Source organism: Agrobacterium sp. 22-221-1, assembly GCF_053522445.1.
Genome location: NZ_JBNWCL010000026.1, coordinates 1 through 22,591 on the forward strand (window position 1 = coordinate 1; position 22,591 = coordinate 22,591).

The 22,591-nt window shown below is 59.8% G+C and carries 18 protein-coding genes; 16 read left to right on the top strand and 2 right to left on the bottom strand.

Annotated features, from left to right (window positions below; all coding sequences use genetic code 11):
* Positions 1 to 292 precede the first annotated feature (292 nt).
* From ACQZ5N_RS24655 to ACQZ5N_RS24715, 13 genes are all read left to right on the top strand, one after another.
* Entirely contained in the window at positions 293 to 1,438 is a 1,146-nt protein-coding gene (locus ACQZ5N_RS24655) for an ABC transporter ATP-binding protein (RefSeq protein WP_448734398.1), read from the top strand.
* Positions 1,435 to 2,361: a carbohydrate ABC transporter permease gene (locus tag ACQZ5N_RS24660; protein WP_448734399.1), complete on the top strand. Its 927-nt coding sequence runs from the start codon at positions 1,435 to 1,437 to the stop codon at positions 2,359 to 2,361. The genes ACQZ5N_RS24655 and ACQZ5N_RS24660 overlap by 4 nt, the downstream gene beginning before the upstream one ends.
* The gene (locus tag ACQZ5N_RS24665; RefSeq protein WP_003520023.1) at positions 2,361 to 3,182 is read left to right on the top strand and encodes a carbohydrate ABC transporter permease; all 822 of its coding nucleotides are present in this window, start codon (positions 2,361 to 2,363) and stop codon (positions 3,180 to 3,182) included. The genes ACQZ5N_RS24660 and ACQZ5N_RS24665 overlap by 1 nt, the downstream gene beginning before the upstream one ends.
* A 42-nt stretch (positions 3,183 to 3,224) precedes the next feature.
* Positions 3,225 to 4,517, top strand: a complete 1,293-nt coding sequence (locus tag ACQZ5N_RS24670) for an ABC transporter substrate-binding protein (protein ID WP_448734400.1) — start codon at positions 3,225 to 3,227, stop codon at positions 4,515 to 4,517.
* A 66-nt stretch (positions 4,518 to 4,583) separates the two neighbouring features.
* Positions 4,584 to 5,384, top strand: a complete 801-nt coding sequence (locus ACQZ5N_RS24675; protein WP_448734401.1) for a phosphodiesterase — start codon at positions 4,584 to 4,586, stop codon at positions 5,382 to 5,384.
* Positions 5,385 to 5,673: 289 nt separating this feature from the next.
* The gene (locus tag ACQZ5N_RS24680) at positions 5,674 to 7,170 is read left to right on the top strand and encodes an acetyl-CoA hydrolase/transferase family protein (RefSeq protein ID WP_448734402.1); all 1,497 of its coding nucleotides are present in this window, start codon (positions 5,674 to 5,676) and stop codon (positions 7,168 to 7,170) included.
* A gap of 186 nt (positions 7,171 to 7,356) precedes the next feature.
* Positions 7,357 to 8,679 carry an alpha/beta hydrolase gene (locus ACQZ5N_RS24685; protein ID WP_448734416.1) on the top strand — a complete coding sequence of 441 codons (1,323 nt, stop codon included), beginning with the start codon at positions 7,357 to 7,359 and terminating at the stop codon, positions 8,677 to 8,679.
* A 129-nt stretch (positions 8,680 to 8,808) separates the two neighbouring features.
* Positions 8,809 to 9,846 carry a 4-hydroxyproline epimerase gene (locus tag ACQZ5N_RS24690; RefSeq protein WP_448734403.1) on the top strand — a complete coding sequence of 346 codons (1,038 nt, stop codon included), beginning with the start codon at positions 8,809 to 8,811 and terminating at the stop codon, positions 9,844 to 9,846.
* 113 nt (positions 9,847 to 9,959) lie between these two features.
* Complete coding sequence (gene pyrC / locus ACQZ5N_RS24695; protein ID WP_080856948.1) at positions 9,960 to 10,997, top strand: dihydroorotase; 1,038 nt, start codon at positions 9,960 to 9,962, stop codon at positions 10,995 to 10,997.
* Positions 10,998 to 11,164: 167 nt separating this feature from the next.
* Entirely contained in the window at positions 11,165 to 11,863 is a 699-nt protein-coding gene (locus tag ACQZ5N_RS24700; protein ID WP_003520012.1) for an orotate phosphoribosyltransferase, read from the top strand.
* 100 nt (positions 11,864 to 11,963) lie between these two features.
* Entirely contained in the window at positions 11,964 to 12,890 is a 927-nt protein-coding gene (locus ACQZ5N_RS24705; RefSeq protein ID WP_003520009.1) for a carbohydrate kinase family protein, read from the top strand.
* 124 nt (positions 12,891 to 13,014) lie between these two features.
* Positions 13,015 to 13,980 (top strand): acetylxylan esterase, encoded by a 966-nt coding sequence (locus ACQZ5N_RS24710; protein ID WP_035219842.1) that lies wholly within the window; start codon positions 13,015 to 13,017, stop codon positions 13,978 to 13,980.
* Complete coding sequence (locus ACQZ5N_RS24715) at positions 13,977 to 14,705, top strand: esterase family protein (protein ID WP_448734404.1); 729 nt, start codon at positions 13,977 to 13,979, stop codon at positions 14,703 to 14,705. Before ACQZ5N_RS24710 ends, ACQZ5N_RS24715 begins: the two co-directional genes overlap by 4 nt.
* 61 nt (positions 14,706 to 14,766) lie before the next feature.
* Here the strand turns inward: ACQZ5N_RS24715 and pgi are convergent, their stop codons facing one another.
* Positions 14,767 to 16,392, bottom strand: a complete 1,626-nt coding sequence (pgi, locus tag ACQZ5N_RS24720; protein WP_196378071.1) for a glucose-6-phosphate isomerase — start codon at positions 16,390 to 16,392, stop codon at positions 14,767 to 14,769.
* Between the two features lie 139 nt (positions 16,393 to 16,531).
* Entirely contained in the window at positions 16,532 to 18,244 is a 1,713-nt protein-coding gene (locus ACQZ5N_RS24725) for a long-chain fatty acid--CoA ligase (RefSeq protein WP_059759415.1), read from the bottom strand.
* A 360-nt stretch (positions 18,245 to 18,604) separates the two neighbouring features.
* On the opposite strand from ACQZ5N_RS24725, the gene ACQZ5N_RS24730 reads away from it, so the two are divergent.
* The 3 genes from ACQZ5N_RS24730 (at position 18,605) to ACQZ5N_RS24740 (ending at position 22,576) form a co-directional block, all read left to right on the top strand.
* On the top strand, positions 18,605 to 19,660 hold the full coding sequence (locus ACQZ5N_RS24730) for an ABC transporter ATP-binding protein (protein WP_065654544.1): 1,056 nt from the start codon (positions 18,605 to 18,607) through the stop codon (positions 19,658 to 19,660).
* A gap of 149 nt (positions 19,661 to 19,809) precedes the next feature.
* Entirely contained in the window at positions 19,810 to 20,826 is a 1,017-nt protein-coding gene (locus tag ACQZ5N_RS24735) for an extracellular solute-binding protein (RefSeq protein ID WP_003503602.1), read from the top strand.
* A 73-nt stretch (positions 20,827 to 20,899) separates the two neighbouring features.
* Positions 20,900 to 22,576, top strand: coding sequence for an ABC transporter permease (locus tag ACQZ5N_RS24740; RefSeq protein WP_448734405.1), 1,677 nt, complete (start codon positions 20,900 to 20,902; stop codon positions 22,574 to 22,576).
* Positions 22,577 to 22,591: the final 15 nt, after the last annotated feature.

The following is a 22,591-nucleotide window of genomic DNA, read 5'->3' on the forward strand; positions in this document are numbered from 1 at the left end:
AATGGCTCCGCACCGCACCCCGCCGCTACCGCCCCGAATACAGCAACCCAAAACCGCTGGAGCGAACTCAAAACTGGATAAAACTTGGGGGCAAGGTCACAGCCTATAAATGCGCGCGGGGAATATTTGAGCAATACCCCCTAAATATTAGTGGTTTTGGGTGGAGGCCTGTACCAAAGGGTTTTCCGATAGTCCGAGATTACCGGGCTTTCGAGTGTCATCGAACTTTCCGCAAACCTTCGTCATATTGTCATACAATATAAGCATATGCGCTCCAGAAAAGGAGCGCAGAATGACGCCACAATCACTTGAACTTTCGGGCATCGGCAAAGGCTTCGGGGCTGACGATGTTCTGAAAGAGATCGATCTCTCCATCCGTCCAGGAGAGTTTTTGTCTCTCGTCGGCATGTCGGGCTGCGGCAAGTCCACGCTTCTGCGTATCATTGCGGGGCTGGAAACACCGGATCGCGGTTCGGTCTCCATCGGCGATCAGGATGTGACTGAGGTTGATCCGAGCGATCGCAATCTGGCGATGGTTTTCCAGTCCTATGCCCTTTATCCGCATATGAGCGTGCGCCAGAACATTGCCACACCGCTTAGGATGCGGCGTCTGCCCTTCGCCGCGCGCCTGCCGCTGGTCGGACGATTTGTGGCCCCGGCGGAAACGCTGAGCCAGATCGACGCCGCCGTCGAACAGGCGGCCGAGACACTACAGATCGCGCATCTGCTGGATCGCAAGCCGGCGCAGCTTTCCGGCGGCCAGCGTCAGCGTGTGGCGCTTGCCCGGGCGCTGGTGCGTTCGCCCGCCGCCTTCCTGATGGACGAGCCGCTCTCCAACCTCGATGCGAAGCTTCGCGCCCATATGCGTGAGGAACTGGCCGGCCTGCATCGCCGGCTGGGGGCGACCTTCATCTATGTCACTCATGACCAGATCGAAGCCATGACCATGTCCGACCGCATCGCATTGATGTCGGAAGGCCGCATCGAGCAGCTTGGTACGCCGGACGAGCTTTACCGCAAGCCCGCGACGCTGACGGTCGCGCGTTTCATCGGCACGCCATCGATCAACCTGCTGCCGGTCGAAATCGACGCGCAGGGTAAAGTCACGGCCTTTGGACGCGATCTTGGCATCGAGGGTGTGGGCCGCGATGCCGGCCCGGCGACGCTCGGCCTTCGTGCCGAAGATTTGCGCCCGGGCGAAGAAGGTTTTGCCGTGCGCGTGGTGCGCAGCGAAACCCACGGGGCCGACCGCTTTGTGAGCTGCCGCCTGCTGAGCGACGAGACGGTCGCCATCACCCTGCGTCAGGGCGCCGGCGATGCCGTGGGCGCGGATATGAATGGCGTGATGAATCTCGGCTTTGCGCCGGAACGCGCGCATCTTTTCGCGGCCGATGGCCTGCGTCGCAAGGTGACGGTGCGCGAACGGGTGCCGGCATGACGGCGGTCGATTTTTCCACGGCCGCGCGCGCGAAGGCTCGCCCGCGGCTGTCAAAGGCGGACCGGCGGATGATCTGGCGCGGCCTGATGTTCGCTGCCCCCGCAAGCCTGCTGCTTCTGGCAATCTATATCGTTCCGATGCTCGTTCTCGCCGGTTTTTCCGTCACCGATTACCAGCTCGGTTCGCTCTCCACCCGCTTTGTCGGCCTCGGAAACTTCGTCAAGGCGTTTCAGGATACGGTCTTCCTGCGCTCTCTGGCCAACACCGCCATCTATGCGCTCATCGTCATTCCCTTCGGTGTGTTTCTGGCGCTCGGCGTGGCTTTGCTCGTTTATAACCGCAAGCGCAGCCGGGCTTTCTGGGAGGTGGCCTATTTCCTCCCCGTCACCGCAACCCTCGTTGCCATGGCGACCGTGTGGCAGTTCCTGCTGCATCCTTCGCTCGGTCCGGTGAATGCGGCGATCAAATGGCTGGGCTTCGAGCCGGTCGCCTTCCTCTCCAATCCCGTCCTCCTCATTCCCACCATGGCGCTGATGGGCGTCTGGCAGATCCTGGGTTTCAACATGGTGCTGTTCCTCGCGGGCCTCACCGCCATTTCGAAGGATCTGCACGAGGCGGCGCGGCTGGATGGCGCCAAGAACCCGATCGACCGCTTCCTGACCGTGACTTGGCCGATGCTTGGGCCGACGACCATGTTCGTGGTGGTCACCACCTCCATCTCGGCCTTCAAGGTGTTCGAGACGGTGGCTGTGCTCACCAAGGGCCGCTTCGGATCGGAAACCCTGCTGTTCGATCTCTATCTCGAAGGTTTCGAATATTCGAACACCGGTTATGCCGCCGCGTTGACGATTATCTTCCTCGCGATCGTGCTGGTCCTGTCTATCGGCCAGACGCTGCACATGGACCGGAAGGTGCACTACTGATGGCCGCACTCCGCAAATATCTCCCACATCTCGTGCTTGCCCTTGGCGCTTTCGTAATGCTCCTGCCGTTCTACTGGATGGTGTTGACCTCGATCCGCTCACCGGCAGAGATTTTCGATGTCTCGCTCTGGCCGATCCCGCAGAAATTCGACGCTGTGGATAATTATGCCCGGGCGGCGGGTCAGGTGCCGATGGCGCGTTTCATGCTCAACGGCGTCATCGTCTGCGTCGGCATTCTCGTCGTGCAGATCCTGACGTCGGTTCCGGCTGCCTATGCGCTGGCGAAGCTCCGGTTCCCGGGCCGCAAGCTGCTGCTGGGCCTCGTCATTGCGGCGCTCTGCGTTCCCATTCAGGCGCTCGCCCTCCCGCTTTTTGTCGGTCTCGCCAAGACGGAGCTTCTGAACACCTATTTCGCGATGATGATGCCGTTCTTCCTTTCGGTCTTCGCCATCTTCCTGTTCAACCAGTCCTTCCGCAGCTATCCGAATGAAATCATCGAGGCTGCCCGCATGGATGGGTTCTCGGAAATGGAGATTTGCTGGGGGCTGGTCCTTCGCGGATCGCTGCCTTCGCTCGCCGCTTTCTCGATCTTTTCGCTCGTTGCCCACTGGAACGACCTTTATTGGCCGATGATCGTGGTCTCCGACACCAATCTCGCCCCGCCGCCGCTTGGCATGATGCTCTTCGCCGATGTCGAATCCGGCGCGAATTACGGTGCGCTGATGGCGGGCGCCACACTGATTACCGCGCCGATGGTGCTGTGCTTCCTCCTCGCACGGCGGCACTTCATCGCCGGTATTACCATGACCGGCGTCAAGTGACGCCGTTCAGATTTCTTCCTCCCAACCTCTCTGGAGACTGACATGAAACTCAACCGACGCGCTGTGATGGGCGGTCTGGCTCTCGGCATGGCTTTTGCGGGCCTCGCTCAGCCGGTTCTGGCCAATGAAATCACGCTCAACGTTCTCTACAACCTGCCGGGCTTCACCAAGTTCCATCAGCCGCTGGCCGATGAATTCATGAAGAAGAACCCGGACGTGAAGATCAACTTCCTCGCTCCGGCCGCCGGTTATAATGAAGGCCAGCAGCAGGTTCTGCGCTCCGCCGTAACGGGCAATCTGCCGGATGTTTATTTCTCGGGTTACAACCTGACGGCGGAACTCGTTCACACGCTTGCACCGCGCAACCAGATCACCGATCTTGGCCCGTTCATTCAGGCTGAAGGCGGTCAGGCCTTCCTCGACAAGAACTACAGCCCGAAGATGGCCGCCCTCGGCCAGATCGACGGCAAGCAGTATGGCCTGCCGGTCAACGCCTCCTCGCCGATCATCTACATCAACTCCGACCTCGTCACCAAGGCTGGCGGCGACCCGGACAAGATGCCGACGACATTTGCGGAACTCATTGCTCTCGCAAAGAAGATCAAGGCTCTCGACCCGAAGTTCGCTGGCATGAGCTACGACATCAACGGTTGGCCGGATGACTGGTTGTGGCAGGCGCTCATCGTCGAACAGGGCGGCAAGCTCGTTGACGAGAAGGCCAAGACCGTTGGCTTCGACAACGAGATCGGCCTCAACGCCCTGAAGATGACCCGTCAGTTCGTCACCGAAGGCGGCCAGAACCTGCTCGACTGGGATCAGTCGCGCCAGCAGTTCGGTGCAGGCCTCACCGGTTTCATCTTCTCGACGCCTGCCCATGTTCAGACGATCCAGGGTCTGGTCGGCGACCGCTTCAAGCTGAAGACCGCTACCTTTCCGCTCGACAACAAGGAAAAGGGCGGCGTTCCGACCGGCGGCAACTCGGCAGTTATCCTGACCCAGGAAAAGGCCAAGCAGGACGCCGCCTGGAAGTACCTGAAGTGGATCACCGGTCCGGAAGCGCAGAACACCATCGTTCGCATCACCGGTTACCTGCCCACCAACAAGCTGGCCACCGGCCCGGACTTCCTCGCTCCTTATTATGTCGAGAACCCTAATGTGAAGACCGCTTCGCTTCAGGCTGACCGTTCTCTGCCCTGGGCCGGTTATCCGGGTGGCGATTCCGTCCGTATCTGGCGCACCCAGCGCGACATCATCGGCACTGTCATGCGCGGTGAGGTGACGCCGGAAGCTGGTCTCAAGCAGATCGTCGAGCAGACCAACACCCTGCTGAAATAAGCAAAATCATCGAAAAGGCTGCGGGGAAATCCGTTCCCGCAGCCATTTTGCGCAGAAAGACCTGTTATGAAGATCATCCAGATTACCGACACTCATCTTGTACCCCCCGGCATTGCTGTAAACGGCGTTGACCCGGAAAAGCAGCTGCGCGCGGCGGTGGCTGATATTGTCGAAAAACATGCCGATGCCGATCTTCTTGTGATGACGGGCGATCTTTGCAATTACGGCGAACCGGAAGCCTATGAGCTGCTTCGCGACATCCTCGCGCCCGTCTCGATCCCCGTGCGGTTGATGCTCGGTAATCACGACCGCCGCCCGGAATTCGTCGCGGCTTTTCCGGAGCAGCCGCGTGACGATAACGGCTATATCCAGTCCTTCATCGATACCGACTTCGGCCGGCTGCTGTTTCTCGACAGCCACGAGGCCGATGTGATCGGCGGCATATATGGTGCGGATCGTCTGGCATGGCTGGAGAGTGCGCTGGAAGGCGCGGGCGACCTGCCGGTGACGGTGTTCATTCATCACCCGCCGATGGATTGCGGCATCCGCCATTTCGAACATATCGGCATGCATGATGACGGTGCTGTCATGCGCCGTCTCGCCGCTCATCCGGCCGGTATACGTCATATCATTTTTGGCCATATCCATGTGCCGATGGCAGGTACGACCGCCGAAGGTATCGCCTACAGCTCCGGTCAGGCCTGCGCGCACCGCTTCATCACCGATATCGATGTTGTCGATCCGCTGTGGACGGGCGGCAATCCCTGTTACCGGGTCATAAGTCTGGGTGCATTCGGTCTGCGGGCCTATGACGCGGAAGTGGGGCAGGTCGTGCTCGGTCAGGCGCCTGTCTGTGAAGGCCCCTGACACCGGACGTTTCCGTGTTGCACGGGATGACCTCGCCTCGTCGCCTGTTGCCGGTGGTGAGGGAGGGGTTTTTGACGATTGCAAGCCTGCGATGGTGAGAAGACACCCGTGGCCTGTCGCGGGGATGCGCCACTTCTGGTTTGTTGAACGGGATGTGATGCATCGAAACCATGGTTCCGTGCGCACCCTTGATCTATGTCAGTTTCATCGATGAAACTGCACGCCATAGTCGCCGAAAGGTGGCCAGCCGAATGCCGTGCCATCGTGATGACAGATCATGGAGAATTGCATGCTTGAAAAGCGTATCCGCAACGCGTCCCTCTTGAACAGGATCGTCAGCGCCGAAGAGGCCGCCAGTCTCATTCAGGACGGCATGACGGTGGGCATGAGCGGCTTTACGCGGGCCGGCGAAGCGAAGGCGGTGCCGCTGGCGCTGGCCGAGCGCGCCAAGACGAACCCCATGAAAATCACCCTGATGACCGGCGCCTCGCTCGGCAACGATCTCGACAAGACCATGGTGGAGGCGGGCATGCTGGCGCGTCGCATGCCGTTCCAGTCCGATCCGGCTTTGCGCAGGGCGATCAATGACGGCAAGGTGATGTTCATCGATCAGCACCTTTCCGAAACGGTCGAGCAATTGCGCGGTGGCCAGATCCACGGGGTCGATATTGCCATTGTCGAGGCTGTGGCGATCACGGCGGAAGGCGGCATCGTGCCCACCACTTCCGTCGGCAATTCCGCGAGCTTCGCCATTCTGGCTGACAAGGTGATCGTTGAAATCAACCTGTCGCAGCCCGAGGTGCTGGAGGGGTTGCACGACATCTTCATTCCCGCCAGGCGCCCGACCCGCATGCCCATTCCGGTGGTGGCGACGGATAGCCGTGTTGGCCTGCCGTTCATTCAGGTGCCCCCGGAAAAGATCGCCGCCATCGTGCTGAGTGATAAGAGCGACAGTTTTTCAACCGTGCTGCCGCCGGATGACGAGACGAAGGCCATTGCCGGCCATCTCACCGAGTTCCTGTTGAACGAGGTGCGTCATGGCCGCATGACCCATGAGCTCCAGCCGCTCCAGGCCGGCATCGGCACCATCGCCAATGCCGTGATGCATGGTTTCATCGATACACCGTTTCACGATCTCAAAATGTATTCGGAGGTCCTGCAGGATTCGACTTTCGAACTGTTTGATGCGGGCAAGCTGACTTTCGCCTCCGGGTCGTCGATCACGCTGTCTTCTGCCATGAACGAGCAGGTGATGCCGCGACTGGCGGAATATAAGAGCAGGCTTATCCTGCGGCCGCAGGAGGTCAGCAACCACCCGGAAGTCATCCGCCGTCTCGGCATTATCGGCATCAACACGGCGCTGGAATTCGATATTTATGGAAACGTCAATTCCACCCATGTCGGCGGAACGCACATGATGAACGGCATCGGCGGCTCGGGGGATTTCGCCCGCAACGCCTATATGTCCATCTTCGTCACCAAATCGATCGCCAAGGGCGGGGCCATTTCAAGCGTCGTGCCCATGGTCAGCCATGTCGATCATACCGAACATGATGTCGATATTCTCGTCACCGAAATCGGGCTTGCCGATCTGCGTGGGCTGGCGCCTCGCGAGCGCGCGGCGGTCATCATCGCGAACTGCGTGCATCCTGATTATCGCGATGCGCTGACGGATTATTACCAGCGGGCGGCGGCGCGGGGTGGACATACGCCGCATCTCATCGAAGAAGCGCTATCCTGGCATGCGGCTCTGCGCGAAAGGGGCACGATGCTGCCGCAGAAATAGGCCTGCTTTTTAGAAGGCGCCCCGTTGCCGGTGTGACAGCAGCGCAATTGGGTCCGTTTGGACACACCGGGGCGGAAATTGTCCGCTCCTGCGCTGTGGTTGCTGGCGCGTCTGTTCCGCCTCCGGTAGAAAATCCTCTCCCCCGGCTGCTGTCCGGCTGCCTCTGGGTTGTAGGAGAGTAAAGTGATGCCCATTCGCTTCGTGGCCATGATCGCCATTGTCGCCCTGCTCGCCGGCTGCGGGGGGCGTCCGATCGGGGTCATGACGCCGACGGGGCAGACCGTGGCGGGAACCACACCGGTCAATCTTCTGGTCGCCACCACCCGCGCACCATCGGAAAACGCCGCCGTGCTTTTTGGCGGCGAGCGTGGAACGGGTCTGAAGGTGGATGCGGTGACGGTTTCCATTCCGCCCAATGCCAACCGCAAGGTCGGGCAGGTGCAATGGCCGAAGAAACTGCCGCCGAACCCGCTGAAGGATTTTACAACGGTGGCGGTGGAGCCCATTCGCTCCGAAGCCGAGACACGAAGCTGGATCGGCAAACATATCCAGAAGGACCGCCGCGTGCTGGTCTTCGTGCATGGTTTCAATAACCGTTACGAAGAATCCGTCTATCGTTTCGCCCAGATCGTCCATGATTCCGGCACGGATGTCGTGCCGGTGGTCTTCACCTGGCCGTCGCGGGCGAGCATTTTCGACTATAATTACGACAAGGAAAGCACCAACTACTCGCGCGATGCGCTGGAAGAGATGCTGACCCGCCTCGCGAAGGACAAGTCCATCGGCGAGGTCACCGTCATGGCCCATTCCATGGGCACCTGGCTTGCGGTGGAGGCGCTGCGCCAGATGGCTATTCGCAATGGCCGCGTCGATCCGAAGATCGGCAATGTCATTCTGGCCGCGCCGGATCTGGATGTGGACGTGTTCAGCCGGCAGTTCGCAAGCCTCGGCAAAACGCCGCCGAAATTCACTCTGTTCGTTTCGCAGGATGATAGGGCTCTCAGCCTGTCACGCCGTATTTCCGGCAATGTCGATCGTCTCGGCCAGATCGACCCATCGGTCGAGCCCTATCGCAGCGAGCTTGAAAAAGCCGGCATCACCGTTCTGGATTTGACCAAGCTGCAATCCGGCGACCGCCTGAACCATGGAAAATTTGCCGAAAGCCCTGAAGTTGTCCGGCTTATCGGCGACCGCCTTATCGCCGGGCAGACGGTGACGGATTCCGATGTCGGTCTGGGTGAGGCGCTGGGTGCCGTCAGCATCGGGGCTGCGCAAACCGTCGGGACGGCGGCCAGCGTCGTGGTCAGCGCGCCGATTGCGGTCTTCGATCCGCGCACGCGTGAAAATTACGGCAGGCAGGTGGAACGGCTCGGCCGCTCCGTGGAAAATACCGTCGGATCGGTGGGCGATACCGCCGGTTCCGTGGTGGACGATCAGGCTGTTCGGTCGTCGAGAGTGAATTGCGAGACGGCCGCCAATCGAAACCGTGCAGAGTGCCGTAACCGATAGATCAAAGATCAAGAGCGAGATGGTGAAATCGTAAGCGGTTTTCACCATCTCGCCCTCGCAGATTTGTATACAGCTTGTATTTTTATCTGTATGGTCGGGTCAACAAACCAACTTCCGGAGTAGACCCCCATGCGTTGGAAACGCACCCTCCAGCTTCTCGATGTTCATTGCGAAGGCGAAATCGGCCGTGTCGTCACCGGCGGCGCGCCGAAGATTCCTGGCAACACGGTGGCCGAACAGCTTCACTGGATGAATACCGATCCGCAGGGTGAGGCGCTTCGTCGCTTTCTGACGCTGGAGCCGCGCGGCACGCCGATGGGGTCGGTCAATCTTCTCCTGCCGCCGAAGCACCCGGATGCGCATGCCGCTTTCGTCATTCTCCAGCCGGATCAGGCGCATGCCAGCTCCGGTTCCAATTCCATCTGCGCCACGACGGCGCTTCTGGAAAGCGGAATGGTGGAAATGCAGGAGCCGGAAACCGTTATCGTCCTCGAAACGGCGGCCGGTCTGGTCAAGGCCACGGCCACCTGCCGCGACGGTCGTTGCGAAAAGGTCAAGCTGACCATGGTGCCGTCCTTCGTGCATGAGCTGGATGTCAGCATCGACACGCCCGAATGGGGCAGGGTGACGATGGATATCTCCTATGGTGGCATCTTTTATGCGCTCGTCGATGTCCGCCAGATTGGCCTGACGATCGAAAAGGCCAATGCGGCCAAACTGGTCTCGGCGGGCATGATCCTGAAAGATCTGGTCAACCGTGAAATGACCGTCGTTCATCCGGAAATCCCGGCCATTTCCGGCGTTGCCTATGTCATGTTCCGCGATGTGGATGCGGATGGCTCCATCTGCACCTGCACCACCATGTGGCCGGGCCGAGCGGATCGCTCGCCCTGCGGCACAGGTAATTCCGCTAATCTCGCCACGCTTTATGCGCGCGGCAAGGTGAAGGTGGGAGACGAGTATAAATCCCGCTCGATCATCGGTTCGGAATTCGATGTCGGCCTTTCCGCCGTCACCGAGGTGGCCGGCCGCCCGGCTGTCATCCCCACCATTGCCGGGCGCGGCTTCACCTTCGGCCTGCATCAGGTGGGTCTCGATCCGTTTGATCCGCTGGCAGATGGTTTCGCCATGACCGATGTCTGGGGGCCGGAAGCGGGCAACATCTGAGGCATGTTTTAAAAAAATGACATTTACAGCCGCCGGATGGACTATGGCGGCTGTTTTCCCGCGGCAAAAGATGCTAAGCGGGCGCCAATTCCGTCATGCTCCGAGGTATCCCGATGAAGTCGCTCACCCTGCGCCGCCCTGATGACTGGCACCTGCACCTGCGTGATGGGGCAATGCTGGAAGGGGTGATCGGGGATACGAGCCGCCATTTCGCCCGCGCCATCATCATGCCGAACCTGGTGCCGCCGGTCGTCACCACGGCCGATGCCCGCGCCTATCGCGAACGCATCGTCAAGGCAATTCCGGCCGGTGACCGTTTCGAGCCGCTGATGACCCTCTATCTCACCGAGGACACGCAGGCCGACGATGTGGAAGAGGGCAAAAAAAGCGGCCTCATCACTGCCGTAAAGCTTTACCCGGCGGGTGCGACCACCAATTCCCATGGCGGTGTGCGCGATTTCAACAAGGCCATGCCGGTTCTGGAACGCATGGCGAAGATCGGCCTGCCGCTTTGCGTGCATGGTGAGGTGACGACGCCGGAAGTCGATATTTTCGACCGCGAGAAGGTGTTCATCGATACGGTTCTGGAGCCTCTGCGCCAGCGCCTGCCGGAACTCAAGGTGACGATGGAGCATATCACCACCCGCGATGGCGTGGATTACATTAAGTCGTCCAAGGCCAACATCGCCGGCTCCATTACCACCCACCATCTCATCATCAACCGCAATGCCATTCTGGTCGGCGGTATCAAGCCGCATTATTATTGCCTGCCCGTCGCCAAGCGCGAGGAGCACCGGCTGGCGCTGCGGGCTGCCGCGACTTCGGGCGATGCACGCTTCTTCCTCGGCACGGATTCCGCGCCGCATGTGGACCCGCTGAAGGAATGCGCCTGCGGCTGCGCCGGCATCTATACCTCGATCAACACCATGAGCTGCCTTGCCCATGTCTTCGAGGATGAAAACGCCCTCGATAAACTGGAAGCCTTCGCATCGCTCAACGGCCCGGCCTGGTATGGTCTTGCGCCGAACGAGGAGACCATCACGCTGGTCAAGCGCGAGGAAGCGGTGGCCTTTCCTGAAAAAATCGAGACGGGCGCCGGGCCGGTCACCGTGTTCGATCCGATGTTCCCGCTCCATTGGGATGTGAGTTGATTTTTTAGTAACCGCCGGCACTGCCGGCGGTTTTGTTATGGTCCCCAGGCATTCGCCCTTCTGCGCCGCCTGCGGATACCTGCAATGCTGAACCGAGACGTTGTGCTTTCCGAAAACCGATCCGGGTTTTCGGAGCGAAAAACCAAGGCCGAAAAAGGAGAACGCCTATGAACCATTTCACATTCACTGACCGCGCCGTCGTTGCGGAACTGGTTGCGAAGATGTTGTGGGAAATCAAGGCGGTCCACTTTAATTCCGAAAGCCCCTATACCTTCGCTTCGGGCATGAAGAGCCCGGTTTACATCGATATGCGCAAGCTCATCTCCTTCCCGCGCATCCGCTCGGCAGCGATGGATTTTGCGGCGGCGGCGGTGATGCGCGAGGCCGGTTTCGAGAAGTTCGACTGTGTGGCAGGCGGCGAGACGGCGGGCATTCCCTTCGCCGCTTTCCTTGCCGAGCGCCTCGGCCTGCCGATGATCTATTGCCGCAAGAAGCCGAAAGGTCATGGCCGCAACGCCCAGATCGAAGGCCATATGCCGGAAGGCGCACGCGTTCTCGTCATCGAGGATCTGACGACGGCCGGCGGCTCGATGTTCACCTTCATCGACGCCATCCGTGCGGCGGGCGGCATTGTCGATCACGGCATCGCGCTGTTTTATTACGGCATCTTCGAAGAGGCCGAAGCGCGCTTCGCCAATGGCAATGTCAAGCTGCATTACCTGACCACCTGGCGCGATGTTCTGGCCGTTGCCCGGGCTGAAAAACTGTTCGACGAAAAGACCCTCTCGGAGGTCGAAGCCTTCCTCGATAACCCGCTGCCATGGTCGGCAAAACGCGGTGGTGTCAGCGAATTGCCGCAATCTTAATTTCGGATGCGGCCAGCTCGGTTTTGCGGCTGGCCTTCCGATCGATCTTCGTCTAAATCGATTTAAGTCCATTTGATTTGCTGTTTTGAGGAGGACCGTAATGATCCTGTGTTGTGGTGAAGCCCTGATCGACATGCTGCCCCGGCAGACGACGCTGGGTGAGGCGGGTTTTGCCCCCTATGCAGGCGGAGCGGTCTTCAACACGGCGATTGCGCTGGGGCGTCTCGGCGTTCCCTCCGCCTTTTTCACCGGTCTTTCCGATGACATGATGGGCGATATCCTGCGGGAAACCCTGCGCGCCAGCAATGTCGACTTCAGCTATTGCGCCACCCTTTCGCGGCCGACCACCATCGCCTTCGTGAAGCTGGTGGATGGCCATGCGACCTATGCCTTCTATGACGAAAACACCGCTGGCCGAATGATTACCGAGGCGGAGCTTCCGGCGCTGGGCGCGGATTGCGAGGCGCTGCATTTCGGCGCGATCAGCCTCATCCCGGAGCCCTGCGGCAGCACCTATGAGGCGCTGATGACGCGCGAGCACGAAAGCCGCGTCATCTCGCTCGATCCGAATATTCGCCCCGGCTTCATCAAGGACAAGCAGTCCCACATGGCCCGCATTCGCCGCATGGCGGCCATGTCGGATATCGTGAAATTCTCGGATGAAGACCTTGCCTGGTTCGGTCTGGAAGGTGATGAGGACACGCTTGCCCGCCACTGGCTGCACCATGGTGCGAAACTCGTCGTTGTCACCCGTGGCGCCAAGGGCGCGGTGGGGTATAGCGCCAATCTCAAGGTTGAAGTGGCTTCTGAGCGGGTGGAAGTGGTCGACACTGTCGGCGCGGGTGATACCTTCGATGCCGGCATTCTTGCTTCGCTGAAAATGCAGGGCCTTCTGACCAAGGCGCAGGTTGCCTCGCTGACGGAAGACCAGATCAGGAAGGCTCTGGCGCTGGGCGCGAAGGCTGCTGCGGTCACGGTCTCGCGGGCCGGCGCGAACCCACCCTTTGCGCATGAAATCGGTTTGTGATGGGTACGGTTGAACCATTTTGAAAAGGTGGTTCAACACTCTTCCCGGCTTTAGAACCGTAAAAAACCGTTATTTCGATATTATGAAGCTTGTGTCCGCTGTTTTTTCACGAAACATGCATCGCATGAGCGTTCCCAAGTCCCATCCTTTCGATTTCGACCCGACCTATGGCATGCAGCGCGAGCAGCTGCTGGCCATCACCCCGCCCGAAGCGCCGCCAGGCTTCGATGATTTCTGGAAAAAGCGCTATCGCCGCGCGCTCGCCACGGATCCCCGGCCGGTGCTGCGCAAGAGCAGGCTCAGTGACCCCCGCTGGCATGTCCTCGATATGACCTACACCTCCACCGGCGGTTTTCGCATCGGCGGGTGGCTGCTTTTGCCGCGCGAAGGGCAGGTGCGTCGCGGCCTCGTTGTGGGCCATGGTTATGGCGGGCGAGGGGAGCCCGATTTCGACGTGCCGGTGGAAGAAACGGCCGTGCTGTTTCCGTGCTTTCGCGGGCTGTCGCTGAGCGCCTGTCCGCCGATTTCGTCCGACCCGGCGCTTCATGTTCTCTATAATATCGACAGGAAAGACGATTACATCATCGGCGGCTGCGTCGACGATCTGTGGGTTGCCGTTTCCACGCTCATCAGCCTTTATCCGTGGCTGGAAGGGCAGGTGGGTTATAGCGGCATCAGTTTCGGCGGCGGTATCGGTGCCCTGGCCATCCCTTTCGACGAGCGTATAGACCGCGGCCATCTTGTCGTGCCGACATTCGGACACCGGCCGTTCTGGCTGACGCTGCCCACCGTCGGCAGCGCGGATGCGGTTCAAACCTATCAGAAGACCCATGCCAACCTGCTTGAGACGCTGCGCCTGTTCGACGCCGCCTGTGCCGCCACCCGTATAAAAGTGCCGATGTTGGTTGCGCCCGCGCTTTTCGACCCGGCGGTCGCGCCGCCCTGCCAGTTCGCGGTGGCCAATGCGCTGCCAAAATCAAAATTTAATGAAATATTCATCCTCGACGCCGGGCATTTCGATTACCCTGACAGCGCATCGCAAGATGCGGTCCATAAGGACAAGGTCAGACGGTTTTTCAAGGTGCCATGAAACGCGAATATCTCCGTTGGTATAGTCAAAGGCTCCATCGCGACATGGAGCTGCTAATATTCGGACATTCCGGCGCCAAGGTGCTGATGTTTCCCACCCGCGACGGGCGTTTCTTCGAATATGAGGAACTTGGTCTTGTCGGCAGTCTGGCCGACAAGCTGGAGGCGGGCCACCTTCAGCTCTATTGCATAGAGGGGCTTGCCAGAGAGACCTTCTACGCGGCCTGGCATCATCCCGCCGATCGCATTCGCCGTCATGCCGCCTTCGAAGACTATATTCTGAACGAAGTGCTGCCGTTGATGGCCGAGAAAAACCCGAATAGCGATACGATCGTGCAGGGTTGCAGCCTGGGTGCGTTTCAGGCCGCCAGCCTCGTCTTCCGCCACCCGCATCTTTTTCGCAAGCTCGTCGCCTTTTCCGGCCGTTATGATCTGACGATGAAGGTGGAATCCTTCGGCGATCTGTTCGATGGTTATTACGACGACGATGTCTATTTCCACATGCCGAGCCATTTCCTGCCGGGCCTAGACTGCCCATGGCGACTCGATAGCCTGCGCCGCATCGACATGGTCTTCACCATCGGCGATGCCGATCCGTTTCTGGACAACAACCATCATCTGAGCCGGGTTCTGTCGGACAAGCAGGTGGGGCACCAGATGCATGTCTGGGATGGCCGCGCCCACCGGGCGGGCGCGTGGCGCAAGATGGCGGCGCTTTATATTTGAGCCACCACAATAAAAAAGCCGGAGGTGTCTCCGGCTTTTTAGATAACGGTCGTAACGCCCCTTAGCCCGCCAGTCCCGACAGCGCCTTCACCAGACCCTGGGTGGAGCTGTCATGGCCGGCTGCACTTTCCTTGCCTTCCACGACGGGAAGCAGGCCTGTCGCCAGTTCCTTGCCAAGCTCCACGCCCCACTGGTCGAAGGAGTTGATGCGGAACAGCACGCCTTCGACGAAAACGCGGTGCTCGTAGAGCGCGATCAGGCGACCGAGCGCGAACGGCGTCAGCTTGTCGTAGACGAAGGTGATGGAGGGGCGGTTGCCGGTGAAGACGCGGTGCGGCGCGATGAAATCGGCGAGTTTGTCTTCCATGCCCTTGGAGGTGAGCTGGGCTTTCGCTTCGGCGAGCGTGCGGCCCTTCATCAGCGCTTCCGATTGCGCCAGGCAATTGGCGATGAGAAGCTGGTGCTGGTGGCGCAGTTCGGGCTCGAAACCGTTGGCGGCGATCATGAATTCCGCCGGAATGACGCTCGTGCCCTGGTGGATGAGCTGGTAGAAGGCGTGCTGGCCGTTGGTGCCTGGCTCGCCCCAGACGACCGGGCCGGACTGGCCTTCGACGGGCGTGCCGTCGATGGTCACACCCTTGCCGTTCGATTCCATGTCGAGCTGCTGCAAATAGGCCGGGAAACGCGAGAGCCGCTGGTCATAGGGCAGGATCGCCCGGGTTGGATAATTCAGCACGTTGCGGTTATAAAAACCGATGAGGCCGAGCAGCATCGGCAGATTTTCACGGATCGGCGCTTCGCGGAAATGCCTGTCCATGGCATGCGCACCATCCAGGAACTTGCCGAAATTATCTGGCCCGATGGCGATCATCAGCGGCAGGCCGATGGCCGACCAGATCGAATAACGTCCGCCAACCCAGTCCCAGAAACCGAAGATGCGGTCGCTTTCGATGCCGAAGGCGGCAACCTTTTCCAGTGCGGTGGAAACGGCGGCGAAGTGATGCTTGACAGCTGCCTCACCCAGTTTCTCGGCGATGAAACGGCGCGCAGTGGCGGCGTTCGTCATCGTCTCGATGGTGGTGAAGGTCTTCGACGCGACGATGAACAGCGAGGTTTCCGGGTCGACGAGCTTCAGCGTGTCGGCGATATGGGCGGCATCGATGTTCGAGACGAAATGCGCGCGCGGGCCGTCATGGAAAGGCGCGAGCGCCAGCGTCGCCATGACAGGGCCGAGATCGGAACCGCCAATGCCGATATTGATGACGTCGGTGATCTTCTTGCCGGTCGCACCCTTGAGAGAGCCGGAGCGGATCGCATCGGCAAACTTGCCCATGGCGGTAAGAACGGCGTTCACATCGGGCATCACATCCTTGCCGTCCACGAGAACCGGCGTATTGGAACGGTTGCGCAGCGCGGTATGCAGCACGGCGCGGTCTTCGGTGAAGTTGATTGCCTTGCCCGAGAACATCTCCTCGCGCTTGGCCTCGACACCGCCTTCGCGTGCGAGCTGTTCGAGAAGCGTGACGATTTCCTCATTCACGGCGCATTTGGAATAGTCCATCAGCAGGTCATCGAATTTGGCGCTGAAACGGCTGAATCTCTTGTCGTCGGCCGCAAAGGCGGCGCGAAGATCGGTTGCGGCTGTGCTGCTCGCCGTTGCTTTCAGTTTTTCGATGGTGGCCTGCATCTTGTGCTCCTCGGCTTCCGTGGAAGGATGAGGAAACTATTCTTTTTCAGGCGGCCAAATCAAGGCGACTTTGATAAAAGAAAAGGGCCGGGATGAAAGAAAGAGCCGGTCGCCCGGCTCTCCCCATTGCGCGAGACAATCAGTTCAGATTGCGCAATTCGCGCCGCAAGATTTTGCCGACATTCGATTTCGGCAACTCGGTGCGGAACTCGATGATTTTCGGCCTTTTGTAGTTCGTCAGGTTCTTGGCGCAGAAGGCCTTGAGCTCCGCTTCCGTGAGCGACTGGTCCTTTTTGACCACGAAAAGTTTGACGGTTTCGCCGGAATGTTCGTCCGGAACACCGATGGCGGCGCATTCCAGCACGCCCGGATGGCTGGCGGCCACTTCCTCTACTTCGTTCGGATAGACGTTGAAACCGGAAACGAGGATCATGTCCTTCTTGCGGTCGACGATCTTGGTGTAACCGCGCTCGTCCATGAAACCCATGTCGCCGGAACGGAAGAAGCCGTCGGCGGTCATGGCTTTTGCGGTTTCATCCGGCCGCTGCCAATAGCCTGCCATGACCTGCGGCCCGCGAATGCAGATCTCGCCGACTTCGCCTGTTGGCAGGCTGTTACCGTCCTCGTCGCGAATATCGATTTCCGTCGAGGAAATCGGCAGACCGATGGTGCCACTGAATTCCGTCGAATCGAGACGATTGACCGTTGCAACGGGCGATGTCTCGGAAAGACCGTAACCTTCGGCAATCGGGCAACCGACGATGGAAAGCCAGCGCTCCGCAACGGGCCTTTGCACGGCCATGCCGCCGCCGAGAACCAGAATAAGTGAAGACAGATCGAGCTTGCGGAAATCCTCATTGTTCATCAGCGCGTTGAAAAGCGTGTTGATGCCGGGGAAAATATGCGGCTGATAATGCGTCAGCTCCTTTACGAAGCCGGGAATATCGCGCGGATTGGCGATCAACAGATTATGACCGCCGAGCGCAATGCCCATCAGCGAATTCACCGTCAATGCGAAGATGTGGCAGAGCGGCAGCGCGCAGATGAAGTTGAGAACTTCCGGGCGGTCCTTTCGGCCATTGAAAGCGGCGTCCAGCCACAGGCTGATCTGAAGCTTGTTGGCCAGAAGATTGGCATGGGTGAGAACCGCACCCTTGGATACGCCGGTTGTGCCGCCGGTATATTGCAGGAAGGCGATGTCCTGCGCCGTAAGGCTGACCGGCTTCAGCGAAAATCCCTGACCTTCCTTCAGCATGGCCTTGAAGCTGATGGAACCGGGGATGGTGTAGGCGGGCACCAGTTTCTTGACCTTGCGAACTACCAGATTGACGATATGTCCCTTCAGGCCGAGGAGATCGCCCATCGCCGCGACGACCACATGCCGCACCGCGGTTTTCGGCACCGCCTGCTGGGCCACATGGGCGAAGTTTTCCAGAACGAAGATCGCCTTTGCGCCGGAATCCTTGAGCTGATGTTCCAGCTCGCGCGGTGTGTAAAGCGGATTGACATTGACCACGATCATGCCCGCCCGCAGGATCCCGTATACCGCGACGGGATTTTGCAGGATATTCGGCATCATCACGGCAACCCGGTCGCCTTTTTCCAGCCCTCTGGATTGCAGCCAGGCAGCGACTGCGCGGGTTTCAGCGTCCAGTTCCCGATAGGTCAGGGACTTTCCCATGCTGGAAAAGGCCTTGCGGTCGGCAAATTGCGCACAGCTCTTTTCGAGAAGTTCGACAAGGGAGGCATGGGCGGATGCGGGGATTTCGGAAGGTACGCCCGGCGGATAGGATGCCAGCCAGCGCTTCTCTGCGCTGACATTTTCCGGGTGTCCCAGGGACAGTTCACTCATGCTTCTCCTCCCAGAGTCTTTGTCGCGCCGCGCATTCCTTGAAACGCGTGAAGGGCGCTTTCGGCTGCCTGATGTTCACGAAGCTCCCGCATTCAGCCGGCTCAATCGGCCGGGTTGAGGGAACTCCCTGTGGCGTCACCGGATCGACCGCTCCTCTCGCTCCCCGGTGACGAATGATAGACGCGTAATCCCTTGACGTCCATCTCGTCGGCAAAGCCTATTTAACTCTAACGTAAACGTCAATATTGCTGCCGCACATCTCGCCAACTCGTGAAGGGAAAAGCATTTTTGCCCGGCATTTTTGACTTTAATCCTGATTTGAGCGATCAACATAATTCGCAAAGCAGGGCAGGATTGGAAATGGCAGGCAGGGCAGCGCTTGAACTGAAATCGGTCGGGAAGAGATTCGGCGATACGGAAGTGCTGTCCGATATCGATCTTTCCGTCGAACGCGGCGAAATCATTTGTCTGGTGGGACGCTCCGGCTGTGGAAAATCAACCCTGCTGCGCATCGTGGCGGGCGTGGAGACGCCGGACCATGGCAGCGTTTCGCTGAACGGGGCTGTCGTTGCCGGTCCCGCTGTTTTCATCGAGCCGGAAAAGCGCAATATCGGTTTTGTCTTTCAGGATTATGCGCTGTTTCCGCATCTCACCGTCGAGCAGAATGTCATGTTCGGTCTTCGGTCTTTGCCGAAGGTGGAAGCCCGCCGCCGCGCCGCCGAGATGATCGAACATGTCCACCTGCAGGAACTGGCGAAACGTTATCCACATACGCTTTCGGGCGGCGAGCAGCAGCGTGTGGCGCTTGCCCGCGCGCTTGCCCCGCAGCCCGGCCTGCTTCTGATGGACGAACCCTTTTCCAATCTGGACAGGGGACTGCGAGACAGCGTGCGAGAGGAAACGCTCGGCCTGTTGCGGCAACTGGGCACGACGGCGATCATGGTGACGCATGATCCGGAAGAGGCGCTTTCCGCAGGCGACCGTGTGGTTCTGATGCAGCGCGGGCGCATCGTGCAGAGCGGCACGGGTTACGAAATCCACGATCATCCCAAAACCCGTTATGCTGCCGATTTTTTCTGTGCCTTCAACAAAATCGAAGGCCGGGTAAGACAGGGCCGCGTCGAAACGCCGCTCGGCCTTCTGGGCGATGCGTCCGATCTGCCTGACGGTCTCGCTGCCGTTGCCTATGTTCGCCCAAATGCGATTTCGATCATCGAGGACGGTGCGGCGAAAGAAGGAATTGCCGGCGAAATATCGAGCCGTGTGTTCCTCGGGGAGATCGAGCAGCTTGGCATAGCCGTGCCTGGACTGTCGGCCGATCTGCGTGTCAGGACGATGCAGCGCACACCCGCCCGGACGACGGCGGTGCGCTTCGGTATCGATCCCAAGGGAGTGCTGATATTTACTGCAAGTTGAGTGAGCGGATTTGTATGTTTATTTCCGCTCCATTTTCAACTCTTGGTGATCGAATCCGCGCGAAAAACAGAGAAATAAAACTTGATTTGGGTCATCATGTATGATGTCTGCTCCCTCTATATTGCCGCTATCGGAGAGGGAGACAAAACATGACGAAATTTACCAGATTTGCCCTGCTTGCCAGCACGGTTGCCTTTGCAGCCGGAACGGCCAGCGCTGCGGAACTCAACATCTACACCACCCGCGAACCGGGCCTGATCCAGCCGCTGCTGGAATCCTTCACCGCCTCGAGCGGCGTCAAGGTCAACACCGTGTTCCTGAAGGACGGTCTTGCCGAGCGCGTTCTGAGCGAGGGCGCAAGCTCGCCTGCCGACGTTCTGATGACGGTGGATGCCGGCAACCTCGTCGATCTCGCTGAAAAGGGCGTCACCCAGGCGGTCGAATCCGAAACCCTGACCAAGGCTATCCCGGCTGAACTTCGCGACGCCAAGGGCCATTGGTTCGCGCTCTCCATGCGCGCCCGCGTTCTTTATGCGGCGAAGGATGTCGACCTCGCCTCCTTCAACTATGAAGATCTGGCGGATGCGAAGTGGAAGGGCAAGGTCTGCATTCGCGCCGGCCAGCACCCCTATAACACGGCGCTCTTTGCCGATTACATCGCCCATTACGGCGCTGCGGACACCGAAAAGTGGCTTGCCGGCGTCAAGGAAAACCTCGCCCGCAAGGCAGGCGGCGGCGACCGCGACGTTGCCAAGGACATCCTTGGCGGCATTTGCGATATCGGCATCGCCAACTCCTATTATGTCGGCCTGATGCGCTCGGGCAAGGGCGGCGAGGAGCAGGTGAAGTGGGGCGACGCCATCAAGGTCGTTCTTCCGACCTTCAAGAATGGCGGCACGCAGGTCAATATCAGCGGCGCAGCTGTGGCCAAGAATGCACCGAACAAGGCGGAAGCCGTCAAGCTGCTTGAATATCTCGTCTCCGACGAAGCCCAGAAGATCTACGCTGAAGCCAACTACGAATATCCGGTCAAGCAGGGTGCGGCTCTCAACGAGATCATCGCTTCCTTCGGCACGCTGAAGATCGACAACAAGCCGCTGACGGAAATCGTCTCGCACCGCAAGCAGGCGAGCGAGCTGGTCGACAAGGTCGGTTTCGACAAGTAAGGGCCAATCAGCGATAACATGGTGGAAGGCGTTCGCATTTGCGGGCGCCTTTCCGCGTATTTTCTAGAAGCACATGAATCCAGACGCCATCCAGCCATTGACACCTCGTGCCCGAGCTAGGTTTTCATCCTCCTTCTGGTGGCTGTGCCTTTCCGTGCTGGCGGTCTGCGGCGCCATGGTGCCGGTTCTGGCGCTTGTATCGCAGGCGTTGCAGGGTTCTGAAGGCCTGTGGGCGCATCTCGGCTCGACCGTGCTCTGGACGGCGCTTCCGGATACGGCGATCCTTCTCGCCGGCGTCGGGCTGCTGGCCGGTGTCGTCGGAACCTATGCCGCCTGGCTGGTCACCGCCTATGATTTTCCCGGCCGCAAAATATTGGAATGGGCGCTGCTGCTGCCGCTGGCCATGCCCACCTATATCGTCGCTTACGCCTATCTGGATATTCTGCATCCCATCGGACCGGTGCAGGGCGCGATCCGCTGGCTGCTCGGTTATTCCAGTCCGCGCGAATTTCGTCTGCCGGACATAAGGTCCATGACGGGCTGCATCGTCCTTCTCGGCTTCGTGCTGTTTCCCTATGTCTATATTCCCGTGCGCGCCATGTTCCTGACGCAGGCGGGCAACCTGCTGGAAGCGGCACGCACGCTCGGCGTTTCCAGACGCGCAGCTTTCTTCAAGGTGGCAGTGCCGCTGGCGCGCCCGGCGATTGCGGTCGGCGTCAGTCTTGCCCTGATGGAAGCGCTGAACGATATAGGCGCATCGGAATTCCTCGGCGTCCGCACGCTCACCGTTTCCGTCTACACCACCTGGGTCACGAAATCAGACCTGCCGGGTGCGGCGCAGATCGCGCTCTCCATGCTGTTCATCGTCGTCGCCCTTGTGGCGCTCGAGCGCTGGGCGCGGCGCAAGCAGCGTTATGCGGTTTCGGCGCAGAAAAGCAGGGAACTGGAGCCGCTGCGGCTCAACGGCCTGAAGGGCTGGGCCGCTTTCGTACTCGGCGGCCTGCCGGTCCTGATCGGCTTTGTGGCGCCGGCCAGCTATCTCGTCATCGAGGCATGGAAACGGTTCCGTTTCAGCGGCCTCTCCGCCCGCTTTGCCGAGGAGGCTCTGAATACCATCGTCTTTGCCGGACTGGCGACGGTTATCACCCTTATCCTCGGCCTTGCGGTTGCTTACGCCATGCGCCTTGCACCGGGACGTCTATCGCTCTGGTCCTACCGGCTTTCGACGGTCGGATATGCGGCCCCCGGCACGGTCATCGCCATCGGCGTGCTGATCGCGCTCGGCGGCTTCGACCGGTTTGTCGACCAGACCATGCGTGACTGGTTCGGCATCTCTACCGGCCTCATCTTCATCGGCAGCGGTGCCGCGCTGATTTATGCCTATTCGGCGCGTTTCCTCACCATTGCGGCGGGCGGTGTGGATGCCGGCCTCAGCCGCATACCGCAATCCTTCGATCACGCCTCGCGAACGCTCGGGCGATCCGCGACGCAGACATTCCGCCAGATTCATCTGCCGCTATCCAAGGCGTCGCTTGCGGCAGCGGCGCTGCTGATCTTCGTCGATTGCGTCAAGGAGCTTCCCGCCACGCTTCTGTTGAGGCCGCTGAATTTCGAAACCTTCGCTACCCATCTTTATGGCGAAGCGGCGCGCGGCACCTATGAGGAAGCGGCAATCGCAGCGCTGGCAATCGTCGTCATCGGCATGCTTCCGGTCATGCAGCTTGCAAGGATCGGCCGGCGCAAGGGCTGATATCGAAGCCCTATC